Origin of the sequence: Alicyclobacillus acidoterrestris, from assembly GCF_022674245.1 — a bacterium.
Lineage (GTDB): Bacteria > Bacillota > Bacilli > Alicyclobacillales > Alicyclobacillaceae > Alicyclobacillus > Alicyclobacillus acidoterrestris.
The window spans coordinates 3,766,940-3,779,092 of the sequence record NZ_CP080467.1 but is presented as its reverse complement, the minus strand read 5'-3'; the positions used below and the strand labels follow the sequence as shown (position 1 = coordinate 3,779,092).

Sequence of the window (12,153 nt, the reverse complement as noted above, 5' to 3'; positions counted from 1 at the left end):
TCTTATGTAGTTTGACTCCGGCTCTGGTGTTTCCTTCCGGCCTGCTGGCATAATAGAAGATGATTGAAAAATCGAATCAATTCGGATGGAGTGTGAAGGCATGGAGTATCGCGTTTTTGGTAAGACCGATATGAAGGTGAGTGCGTTAGGCTTTGGTGGCGCCGAGATCGGTCAACAGGTCGATGCCCGCCAAGTGGACGCGCTTCTGGGCAGCGCTTTGGACGCAGGGCTCAACTTAATTGATACGGCGGCGTGTTATGGCCGCAGCGAAGAGTTGATTGGACAGGCCGTTTCCCATCGCCGCAACGATTTCTATCTGTTTAGCAAGTGCGGCCACGCAAGCGGATTGCCTACGCCTGATTGGGATGTGCAGACGCTGCGCGACAGCATTGATAGAAGCCTAAAGCGGCTCAAGACAGACTATCTTGACCTGATTCAGCTCCATAGTTGCAGTCTCGAAACGCTTCAACAGGGAGCGGTGATTGAGGTTTTGCAACAAGCGCGCGATGCTGGCAAGGTGCGCTATCTCGGCTATAGCGGGGACAACGAGGCCGCATTGTACGCCGTGGAAAGTGGTGCGTTTGACAGTCTGCAAACATCCATCAACGTGGCAGATCAGTCCGTGATTGACCGCATCCTGCCAGCAGCGCAAGCGCGGGGCATGGGCATTATCGCGAAGCGGCCGATTGCCAATGTCGCGTGGCAGTATGCCGACACGCCCGACAATGCCTACTATGTGACGTATTGGCAACGATTGAAGGCGCTCCAGTACGATTTCACGCGGCGCCCGACGACAGAGGCAGTGTCCGTCGCATTGCGGTTCACGCTGTCGGTACCAGGCGTCACAACAGCTATCGTCGGCACGACGAACCCGGGACGCTGGCAACAAAATGCCGACCTCGTCAATCAGGGCCCACTGGACACCACCGAGTATGACGCCATCCGCAACCGCTGGCAGGAGGTCGCGAAGCCCGATTGGGTAGGCCAGACCTGATGCGGTAGGCGGCGGGGGAGCGCGGGAGGCCGGGTTGGGATGCGCTGGGATGCGCTGGGATGCGCTGGGATGCGCTGGGATGCGCTGGGATGGGGCGGTTCTGCCGGACCGGATCGGGCGATAGCGAATCCAGAGTGTCTTATTTGGCGATGCGCGGCCGGAAATCCGGCAATAGGGCACGAAAAATACCTTAATGGCCGGCAAAGTGGCGGATTGGGCTGATTTTTCGGGCAATAAGACAATTATCATGTCTAAAATCTGCCCGAATGTCAGAAATGAGGCGATTAAGACAAGGAGCGTGCCTTATTTCGCATCCTCACCTTCGATCCCGCCGCCCCCCGTACCCTGCGCACCGCCGCATCCTCACCTTCGATCCCGCCGGCCCGTGCCTGCGCACCACCGCATCCGCTCCGGCCCCCGCCCCCCGACCTGCCTCGCGCCCCTCTCCCATCCCAATCAAATCTTTACATTCTTCTTGAATACTTAATCTGGAATTCATACCGTCTCCACATTGACTTCTTACACTATGTGTAAAGAAGACTTTGTGGAGGAATGGCAATGCGCGAATCCATTGGCGTCATCGGATTGGGTTATATCGGGCTACCGCTGTCTATGTGTTTGTGTGAGCGCGGGTTCCGGGTGGTTGGCATCGATACGGATCCCGACAAGGTGAGGCGGATTGAAGCGGGTGAGACGGACGTCCAAGAAGACTACCGGGGCGAGACGTTGCAGCAACGTTTACAGCGGCATTTGGCTGCAGGCAATTTCATCGTGTCGAGTAGGACGGCAGTCGCTGCGTGGGAGGCGACGACGTATCTTGTGACGGTCGGCGTTCCTGTCCATCCGGAGACGAAGGCGCTTTGCGATGAGCCACTTAGGATGGCCATGGAGAATATTGGCCGAGTGCTGAAGCCACATGATGTCGTCGTCATTCGGAGTACGGTGGTGCCGGGGACGGTGGAGTCTCGCTACGTGCCCATTCTCGAGGAGACCAGTCGGATGGTGGCGGGCGTGGACTTTCATGTGGCGTACGCCGCAGAGCGTGTCGCCGAAGGGCGCGCAATGGAGGAGTTTCAAACGCTGGACATCGTCGTCGGCGGGTTGACGGAAAAGTGTGCGGCGTTGGCGGCGCAGACGTTGCAAAAGTTGACCGACGGGCAGATTCACATCACCGATTTGCGCATTGCGCAGTTGTCGAAGGTGATTGAGAACGCGCAGCGCGATGTCAACCTGGCGATGGTCCAGGAGTTGCAGGCTGTGGCCAAGGCGCATCAGGTGAACTTGTTCGAACTCATCCAAATGGTCAATACGCATCCGCGAGTGCAGATGTTGTTGCCAAGTGTCGGTGTGGGCGGATATTGCATTCCGAACGCCTATCACTATCTCTCGGCATCGCTCGATGACACAACGGGTGCGGATTTGCCACTGTTTCGCACGGCGCGGGAGACCAACGAAGGCGCGCCGCAGCGTATCGCAAGGGATGTGGCGCAGTCGCTCGCAGATCGAGGTCGGTCCATGAAGGAGGCTGTCGTGGTTGTGCTCGGGTTGGGGATGAAGGACGGATCGAACGACATTCGGCAGTCCCCAGCTATCGCATGTGCAAAAGCGTTTCAGTCACTGGGCGCCGTGGTTCGCGCGTATGACCCGACCGTCGCACCTTTATTGCCGTATCAAGTCTCGAACGTTGAAGACTGCCTCCGCGGGGCTGACGCCATCGTCGTGGGTGCTTGGCAGCCAGCGTTTGACCATCTCGACTGGGGACGTCTGTTTGGGCTCGTCAATCCGACGGCGCCGGTGATTCTGGTCGATCCGCGCGGTCGCCTCGAAGCGCGCGTCTTACATCTGCCGCATACGACCATTTTACAGCGGGCCTAGACAGGAGGAGGGCGCGGTGGACAGCGAGAAACGGGTTCTGATTGTAGCCTATCTGTTCCCGCCAATCGGCGGGATTGGCGTGCAGCGTGCGCTGAAATTCGCCAAGTACTTGGGGGACCATGGTTGGAAGCCCATCGTTCTCACCACGAGCGAGGCGGCGTCGGCCACGATGGACGAGGCGCTGATGGCCGAGATTCCAGATGATGTCGAGGTTGTGCGGGTGCGGGATCCGATTGCGAAGTGGATGAAACGGATGATGCCCCGCACCCAGGCGTCACACGCGACGACGAGTGACGGCGCAACGGTGGCAACAGGGCGGGCATCCCGCCTCAAGCGCTGGTTAAAGCAGTTGAAGGACAAGGTGCTGATTCCTGACGAGCAAGTCGTATGGGCACTGCGCGCGGCGCTCGTCGGGACGCATCTCATTCGCCAGCGTAACATCACGTGCATTTTTACGACATCTTCTCCCGTGAGTGCGCACCTCACTGGATGGCTGCTCAAGCGCTGGACGCGCGTGCCGTGGATTGCTGACTTTCGCGATCCGTGGACGGACAACATGCACTTTTACAGCAGCGGCCGGCGCGCACGCCTGGAAGGGAGAATGGAGCGGCGGGTGATGCGTGATGCCAGCGCAATCACCACGGTGACAGATGGGTTTGCATTGCGGTTTTCGCAAAAGTATCCGTATCTCTCTGACAAACTGACCGTGATTCGCAATGGGGTAGATCCGGCTGATTTTGGGCCGATTCTGGCGGCGCCTTCACCCGGGGTGTTTACGATGTTATACGCGGGCATTCTCTACCCCAAGCGCTCTCCAGAGGTGTTCTTGAAGGCGGTGAGTCAAGCGATTCGATCCGGCCGCATCCACCCGGACCAGATTCGCATTGAGTTCGCGGGGGTGTTTGATTATCCCGGCAAAGCATCCAATCGCGAACTCGTCGAACGGCTGCATCTCGACAAGGTCGTGCGCGTGCTAGGCTACTTGAGTCACGACGCAGTCGCCCGGCGAATGGCAAACGCGCATTGCCTGCTCCTCATTGGCGATCAGGATCCGACTGCGAACATGTATATCCCGGGTAAGTTGTACGAGTACCTGTACACGCGCCGGCCGATATTCGCGTTACTGCACCAGGGGGAAGCGTCGAGCTTGATTGAGCATTATCAAGCGGGTGTCGTCGTTTCACCGCAGAGCGTCCGGGACGTCGAAGACGCATTGGTGGACATGGTTGCGCACTTTCGGACGCACGGGCCGGTATCCGGCAATCAGCCGCTACCTGTAGCGCTGACTCGCCCATTCCAGGCCGGCCAATTGGCTGACGTGATGGAAGAATTGACGCGCGAAGCGCACCCGTGGACGATTGTGGGTAGGGTGCCGCGTACGCGGGACTCGCAACACGCGGGCACGGCGACAGGCGGCCAATAACCGCCGATATCGGCGGTTCTCGACGGGAAGCGGCGACAATCAACGGGGAATGGATGCGAGGGGCCAGCGAATTCAGTTTCGCTGGCCCTTCGTTTTGGTCGCCTAGGTGGCTTAGGTGCGTGCAACGCCGTTTTGTCGGCACGCGTACGCGCAGTTGTGTGACAGGTATTCGTCAGGATTGGGCGAATGTAAACTAGTACTGGTACATGTGCGGGACGCATGTCGCATGTCGCGTTTGTATGAACGTTCAGGAAAGAGCTTGAGGAAATGGGGATGCATTGTGGACAAATCTCGCCGCCTATATTACTTTGACAGCCACTTACGGTCGTTTTCTGCACACATCGTCTCAGAACAGCAGCGAGCGGATGGTCGTTTCGAGGTCATTCTCTCGCAGTCGGCGTTTTATCCGACCTCGGGTGGTCAGCCCCATGATACAGGTATGCTCAATGACATACCTGTCGTCGATGTGTTTGTTCGCGACGATGAGGTCATTCACGTGGTGGAGCACTCGATTCCTGTCGGTACGTCAGTTGTTGGGGAAATCGACTGGCAAAGGCGGCTTGACCATATGCAACACCACTGTGGACAGCACATCTTGTCGGCTGCTTTCGAGCAGTTGTTCGACCTAGACACCGTCGGTTTCCACATGAGTGATGACGCGGTCACGGTCGACATTGCCACGCCTGTCTTGTCCGAGGGTGACTTGGCGCGCGCCGAGCAGTTGGCCAATCACATTATCATGGAAAACCGACCGGTGTCGGCACGGTTTGTCCAAACGTCCGAGTTGTCCCAATTCGCCTTGCGTTATCCGCCAAAGGTGACCGAAGACATTCGCATTGTGACCATCGCCGATTTTAACGACAACGCGTGCGGCGGCACCCATCCGAAGTTTACAGGTGAAATTGGTTTGCTCAAGGTCGTCCAGCAAGAAAAGGTGCGCAACGCCACGCGCTTGACGTTTGTGTGCGGGATGCGTGCCCTGCGCGATTACACTGAACGGGTGCGTGTCACGCAGGCGTTGACTAGCCAATTGTCGACCGATTGGCTTGATCTGCCGTCGGTCGTCAAGGCACAGCTCGCGGAGAAGGCGGAACTTCGCCGTACGACGGCGCGCTTGCAGACGGCACTTGCAACGTATCGCGTAGAGACAGAAGTGGAAGCGGGCATGACGGATATTCTTGAGCATCACTTTATTGTCGCGCGTTTTGTCGACTGTGCGGATGTGGCGGAATGCAAAGCCCTATTTCAGGCGTTGCAGAAAGCTGTGTCGCAGTTGGTGGAGGATGCGACAGTGGTGTTCGTGGGGCAAGTCAAAGACCGGGTATATGTCCAGGGTGAATCGAGGGGCCTCGTCAACATGCAGCAACTGGTTACGACCTATTTGGCCAGCGTCGGGGGAAAAGGCGGCGGGAAGCCAACTTCTGCCCAGGGTTCTGCCCTGATTTCGCCTGACGACGACATCCGCGCGCACGCGGCCCGCATCCGAGAAATGATTTTCGCGGCCATGCGCACGTGACGTGTAGAGCACGATTCACTTACTTCACTTACGGAACAGTCTGACCGACAACGGCCGGATTACACCAAAGGCCTGTCTCATTGTAACGGGACAGGCCTTTTCATCACTCGACGACGACTGTCTTCGGTGGGGCGCCATCGCCCACCGAAGACAGCGCAGTCAGTACTCATTCTCTGTGCGGTTTTGGCGCGATTTAGATGAGTTCCGCGTTCTTCCAAATCAGCACGCCGTTTTGACCGCCAAAGCCGAACGAGCTGCTCAATGCGTACGAGATGTGCTGTTGGCGGCTGTGGTTGGCCACGACATCTTTTGGCGCCTGTTCTTCCTTGTCGTCACAGTTGAGCGTTGGCGGCAAGGTGCTCGTCTCCAAGGCTTTGATACAGGCGATACTCTCAATCGCACCCGCAGTCCCGAGCATGTGCCCAACCGCGCCCTTGATGGAGCTCACCGGAATCTGATCCAAGTGCTCGCCAAACATCTCGCGCAGTGCGGCGGATTCGGCGAGGTCACCGGCCGGTGTGGCCGTGGCGTGGGCGTTGATGTAGTCAATGGCATCGGGTGTGAGCGCGGCACTTTTAATGGCGCGCTCCATGGCTAGCTTGGCGCCGCCTCCTTTTGGATCCGGCGACGTTTCATGATACGCGTCATTCGACGTCCCATAGCCAGCGAGTTCCGCGTAGATGTGGGCGCCGCGGGCGCGAGCGTGATCGAGCGTTTCAAGCACGAGCATCGCCGCACCTTCGCCCATAATCATCCCGTTGCGCGCTTTGTCGAATGGGCGCGACCACTTCCCAAAATCCTCCGGGCCTTCTGTCGCGAGCGCGCCTGCTGCCCGCAAGCCCGCGAGGATGGCGGGGCTGAATAGGCACTCGGCACCGCCAGCCAGAACCATGTCGGCTTCGCCGAGGCGCAGCCAGTAGGATGCTTCGCCAATCGAGTTCGCCGACGAGGCACAGGCGGTGGAATACGTCATGACTGGCCCGCGGATGCCGTATTGCATGGCGATGGCCGCACCAGCCGCATTGGGGATGGACTTGGGTACCAAGCGCGGACCGACACGGCTCGAACGGCCTGTCGAGAGGCGGGCCGAACCGTCCTCTAGCGTCTGTACGCCGCCAAAGGCGCAACCAATTGAAATGCCGACTCGGTCAGCCGGGTATTGGTCGAAGATCTCGGTCGCGTTATCCCAGCCAGCGTCCCGAAAGGCCTCCATTGCGGCGACCATGCCCATTTGCGTAAATCTATCTGTATTTTGAACCTGTTTTTTATCTAGGTATTGTGTGGCGTCGAAATCCCGAGCGTAGGCCGTAGCTGGCGCCCACTGTCGCAGGTGTTCATCTGGCGTCTCGCGGACGGCAGATTGTCCTGATATAATTCCATTCCAAAATAAAGGCACCCCGACACCGAACGGTGAAACTGCACCGAGTCCGGTGACGACGATGCGAACGCGATCCGTCATGCGTTTTCTCCTCTCAAATCTATGTCAGCGCAAATATATTCTTCAGTCACCTATCAGATACGTATGACAGGTTGGTTTGTCGCACGACATACCCATCATCTATATGATAACAAATCCTCGCCCCTGCCGCGATACGTGAAAAACTTGCAGAACCCTCTCTATTTACTATTATGCACCGGATGTGGACAGTTGTATTTCAATCGCATTCCTATAAACTAAATCTGAAGCACGAACTTGATTTATCCGAAACATGGACATGTGGCTGAGGAGGAACATCGGTGGGACAACCCCTCGTGAAACGTTATACAGGAAAAGTCGTCTGCATCACAGGCAGTTCGCGTGGCATTGGGCGCACATTGGCGCTGCGCTTCGCGGCGGAAGGCGCGGACGTGGTCATCAACTATTTCCGCAATGGTGACGCGGCGCGTGAGGTCGCGCGCGAAGTGGAGGCGTTAGGCCAAAAGGCGCTGCTCGCGCGGGCCAATATGGCGCAGGAAGAGAAAATCATCGCGATGTTTGATCAGATTCGCGAAGCGTTTGGACGCCTCGACGTGTTTGTTCACAATGCGGCGTCTGGTCGCAACCGCGCTGCGATGGACGTCGACGTCAAAGGCTGGGATTGGACGCTGAACGTGAACACCCGGGCCTTTCTGGTTGGCGCGCAGCAAGCGGCCAAGTTGATGCCCGAAACGGGCGGCGCGATGCTCGCTTTGTCGTCGTTTGGGTCAGACCGGGTGTTCCCGTATTATACGACGGTTGGCCCGAGCAAAGCGGCACTTGAGTCACTCGTGCGCTACTTTGCCATCGAGCTCTCCGAGAAGAAAGTGAACGTCAACGCCATCTCCGCTGGCGCGGTGCTGACGGACGCTTTAGATCACTTTCCAGAGATGGACGACACACTCGCGGCGGTCGAACAGAAAATGCCGTACCACCGCATGGTGACCCCGGACGACATCGCCAATCTGGCCTTGTTCCTCTGCTCACCTGAGGCGGAGATGATTCGTGGCCAGACCATCCGGCTGGACGGCGGGATTACGCTCTTGGTTCCGTAAGGCTTGTGACGAATCGGTTTGTAATATATAGATTGTAATATATAGATGAGGGGTCTTGAAGTGGACAATTATCGCTTTCATCACGAATTGCGCGTCCGGTTTTCCGAGGTCGACGGGCAAGGCATCGTTTTCAATGCCCATTACCTCTCATACTTGGATATCGCGTTTGCGGAGTACTTGCGCCGGGAACTGCAACTGTCCAGTGGGATGCCGAGAACTGTGTTGGCGAAATCGACACTTCAGTTTCGCCAACCTGCCAAATTTGATGATGTGCTACAGATATGGGTGCGCACGCACCGCATAGGAACCAGCAGTATGACCGTGTCGTTTCTCATCACGCGAGAAGATGAGGTGTTGTTTGAAGCAGAGCATATTTACGTCTACGTGAACGAAGACGGGCAACCGCAACCGGTACCCGAATTGTGGCGGCAGACGATTGAAGCATATGAACAGGGGAGATAAGATTCCATGCGTTTTCAAGGACAAGTAGCCATCGTGACGGGTGGTGCAGGCGGTATCGGTCAAGCCAGTGCGCGGCTGTTGGCCAGCCAGGGGGCCCGTGTAATCGTCGCCGATCTCGACGCCACCGCCGGCGAAGCCGTCGCCGCAGAAATCCGCGAGGCCGGCTATGTGGCGACCTTCCATCCGGTTGACGTATCGGTGTATGAGCAGGTCGAGGCGCTCGTGCGCTTCGCGGTCGATACGTACGGGCAGTTGGACATCATGTTTAACAATGCGGGGATATTCGGTGACGGATCGCAAAATGTCATCGATCTCCCGATAGACGTCTACAAGCGGATGATTTCTATCAACCAGGACGGCGTCTTCTACGGTATCAAGGCTGCCGCAGCCGTCATGAAGGAGAGGGGCGGAGTGATTATCAACACCGCCTCCATTTACGCGTATATCGCCGATAAAAACCAACTTCCTTACCACGCGAGCAAAGCCGCCGTCGTCGGTATGACCAAGGCCAGTGCCCTTGAACTCGGCCGCTACAATATCCGCGTTGTGGCGATTGCACCGGGCATGATTGACACTGGACTCATCGATGCTTGGCGCGAAGATGAGCGCGTGTGGAACACCATCCAGAAGGCGCACATGCGCCGCAAGCTGGGAACTGCCGAGCAAGTCGCCAACGTCGTGGCATTTCTCGCGAGCGACGAGGCGTCGTTCCTCAACGGCCACGCGTACTTCGTGGACGACGGCGCCGCTTCGTTCAAGCGCTGACGCTCTGCACCGCGATGTGGCTGAGTGGCAGCGGCAAGGCAGCAAGGCAGCAAGGCAGCAAGGCAGCAAGGCAGCAAGGCAGCAAGGCAGCAAGGCAGCAAGGCAGCAAGGCAGCAAGGCAGCAAGGCAGCAAGGCAGCAAGGCAGGGATGGACAACGCGTGGGCAAGCGCTGAAAAACAGCTGTTCGCGGGCGAATGCCTTGACCGCCATGATGGATTCTACGTACGCTAAACCATCCTGAGGCTTAGGGAGGTAATGACATGTACGGAACATTTGGCGGTTACACACAATGGGCAGTCGTATTCTTGATCATCTTCGTTCTGTTCTTCCTGTTGGTCCCTGCATACGGTGCAGGCGCTGGCTACTAATTCGCCTCAAGCAAACAATGAAAAGATTCGTTGCACGCCTGGAGAAGGCCGCCGACGGCGACTCTCCGGGCGAGGGCCGCTCGCTTATCGGGTGGCCCTTTTTCGCGTGGAATGGCGGGGGCTGGGTGGGGAGTCGGGTAGCGGTGGTTGGCGTGGGGCGGATCCGGTGAGCTTGCAGGCGACTTAAGGCAGAAATTCTGCCTTATTTGCGCGGATTTTGCCTGATCAGGCCACTTAAGACATTAAAATTGTCTTATTGCCCGAAAAGTCACTCAAATTCGAGGGGTTGCACTCAAATAAGGTACTTTTTCTGCTCTATTGGACCGGTCAGAAAGCAATTTGTCTTAATAAGACACCCTGGCTCCCCAAGCTCCCCAAGCCACCCAAGCTCCAACGCACTTAAACTACAAAAGGAAAGTAAATGCAAATTAATTTACACTTCTTCCGGAAATGTCGCTTGTAATTTTGGTGCCCTTCGTATAAGTAAATAGACAGTATGTATAGTAGGCACCGCGTGTACGGCGTGTAAAAAACCTCTGATATCACAAAACAGAAGAGTACCACAAGACTTGCTCATCGGTTCGGCACATTCAGTCGTGGAAGCGGAAGCGACAAGTGTAAGTTTCGATAAGAATCATGGAGGACGACGATTTTGGGAAAAGAAGACTCTTTCGAGGAGATAAAATTTCCTTACCTGCAGCTCGCTATCCTCATTATCGGAACTTTCATGGCGGTGCTTGACAATAGTATTGTGAACGTCGCGATTCCAAAAATGGAGACTGCTCTGAACTCCAATACGAACCAGATTCAATGGGTGATTACCGCGTATATGTTGGTGAGTGGGATCACCATCCCGATGACCAGCTGGTTATCAGATAAATTTGGATCGAAACAACTATTTACGTACTCCTTGATCTTCTTCACGATTGGTTCCACCCTATGTGGAATGGCATGGAATCTCCCAAGTATGATTTTGTTTCGAATTATCCAAGCGCTTGGGGGTGGCTTCTTAATGCCACTCGCCAATACATTGCTCTATAAAATTTTCCCACCTGAAAAACGCGGGGGCGTCATGGGGATTTTTGGTCTGGCAGTCATGCTCGCGCCAGCATTTGGCCCATTGCTAAGCGGATATTTTGTACAATACGCCAGTTGGAGACTGATTTTTTACATGAATCTCCCACTCGGCGTTGTGGGCGCATTCTTGTCCATTTTTGTGTTGCACGACTTCAATGACAAATCAGCATCCAAATTAGATGGTTGGGGCCTGGCTTTGTCATCGATTGGATTGTTTAGTCTCCTGTACGGTTTTACAAATGTCTCATCGAATGGTTGGCATTCGACCTTGGTATATCCGTATTTGATAGCTGGGGCCCTGCTACTCATCATTTTGGTCGTCGTTGAGTTGAAGGTGGATAAACCCTTAATCCAGTTTCGTGTCCTCCAGGATTATCTGTTATCCATGAGCGTTGTGATTACATCGCTTGTACAGCGAACTATGTTTGTCAGCCTGTTTTTACTTCCTTTGTACTTTGAGAACATATTGGAGTATACGCCGGAAAAAACCGGGATTTTCATGACGCCAGCAGCACTCATATCTGCTGTGTTTATGGTAGCAGGAGGATTGTTGTTAAACCGTGTAGGGGCCAGATTGCTTGCAGTTGTTGGCTTAACCATTACGCTCATCACAACCTACGGCTTCTCCTTTCTGGATGTCAATACGCCCTCAAGTCACCTTCAGGTGCTCTACATTTTTAGAACCATCGGCGTGTCGTTGGCGCTTATGCCGGTCATGGCGGCGGGGATGAACAGATTGTCGAATGACTTAATCAGTCAAGCATCGGGGTTAAGCAATACCATCCGTCAAGTCGCATCGTCTCTAGGAACCGCGATTTTTACGTATTACGAGGCGCATCGCACACTCATTCATGAGAGCGAAATGGCATCTCAATACAATCCCGGTTCTCCAAAGGGCGTGCAGCTAAATGGATTGGAGTTAAACCTGATGCAACACGGGATGAGTGCAGCACAGGCACATGTAACCGCGTTGGAAACCATCATTGGAATCATAGACCAAAACAGTTTTGTGGCTGCCATTAATGACACGTTCATGGTGGGAACGATATTGACCGCAATCAGTCTGATTTTGACCTTCTTCTTTAACGATAAAAAGTACAGCAAAGAGCGGGAAGGGTCTCATATAACCATGATGGAATGACGAATCCCGGTTGCGGGGGA

General features: G+C 55.6%; 10 protein-coding genes. 9 read left to right on the top strand and 1 reads right to left on the bottom strand.

Going from position 1 to position 12,153, the window contains the following annotated elements:
* Positions 1–100: 100 nt before the first annotated feature.
* The 4 genes from K1I37_RS18590 (at position 101) to K1I37_RS18575 (ending at position 5,808) form a co-directional block, all read left to right on the top strand.
* On the top strand, positions 101–994 hold the full coding sequence (locus K1I37_RS18590; RefSeq protein ID WP_021295926.1) for an aldo/keto reductase: 894 nt from the start codon (positions 101–103) through the stop codon (positions 992–994).
* A 558-nt stretch (positions 995–1,552) separates the two neighbouring features.
* Entirely contained in the window at positions 1,553–2,869 is a 1,317-nt protein-coding gene (locus K1I37_RS18585; RefSeq protein WP_021295924.1) for a nucleotide sugar dehydrogenase, read from the top strand.
* 16 nt (positions 2,870–2,885) lie between these two features.
* On the top strand, positions 2,886–4,292 hold the full coding sequence (locus K1I37_RS18580; RefSeq protein ID WP_021295923.1) for a glycosyltransferase family 4 protein: 1,407 nt from the start codon (positions 2,886–2,888) through the stop codon (positions 4,290–4,292).
* Between the two features lie 280 nt (positions 4,293–4,572).
* A complete protein-coding gene (locus K1I37_RS18575) occupies positions 4,573–5,808 on the top strand; it encodes an alanyl-tRNA editing protein (protein ID WP_021295922.1) in 1,236 nt (411 codons plus the stop codon).
* Between the two features lie 193 nt (positions 5,809–6,001).
* Here K1I37_RS18575 and K1I37_RS18570 read toward each other — a convergent pair whose 3' ends face one another.
* Positions 6,002–7,267 carry a beta-ketoacyl-[acyl-carrier-protein] synthase family protein gene (locus K1I37_RS18570; RefSeq protein WP_021295921.1) on the bottom strand — a complete coding sequence of 422 codons (1,266 nt, stop codon included), beginning with the start codon at positions 7,265–7,267 and terminating at the stop codon, positions 6,002–6,004.
* A gap of 278 nt (positions 7,268–7,545) precedes the next feature.
* Between K1I37_RS18570 and fabL the strand changes: the two genes are divergently transcribed.
* The 5 genes from fabL (at position 7,546) to K1I37_RS18545 (ending at position 12,133) form a co-directional block, all read left to right on the top strand.
* Entirely contained in the window at positions 7,546–8,319 is a 774-nt protein-coding gene (gene fabL, locus K1I37_RS18565; protein ID WP_021295920.1) for an enoyl-[acyl-carrier-protein] reductase FabL, read from the top strand.
* A gap of 60 nt (positions 8,320–8,379) precedes the next feature.
* The gene (locus K1I37_RS18560; protein ID WP_021295919.1) at positions 8,380–8,781 is read left to right on the top strand and encodes an acyl-CoA thioesterase; all 402 of its coding nucleotides are present in this window, start codon (positions 8,380–8,382) and stop codon (positions 8,779–8,781) included.
* 6 nt (positions 8,782–8,787) lie between these two features.
* Positions 8,788–9,546: an SDR family NAD(P)-dependent oxidoreductase gene (locus K1I37_RS18555; RefSeq protein WP_021295918.1), complete on the top strand. Its 759-nt coding sequence runs from the start codon at positions 8,788–8,790 to the stop codon at positions 9,544–9,546.
* 24 nt (positions 9,547–9,570) lie between these two features.
* The gene (locus K1I37_RS18550) at positions 9,571–9,720 is read left to right on the top strand and encodes a hypothetical protein (RefSeq protein WP_242215938.1); all 150 of its coding nucleotides are present in this window, start codon (positions 9,571–9,573) and stop codon (positions 9,718–9,720) included.
* 847 nt (positions 9,721–10,567) lie between these two features.
* A complete protein-coding gene (locus K1I37_RS18545) occupies positions 10,568–12,133 on the top strand; it encodes a DHA2 family efflux MFS transporter permease subunit (protein WP_021295241.1) in 1,566 nt (521 codons plus the stop codon).
* Positions 12,134–12,153: the final 20 nt, after the last annotated feature.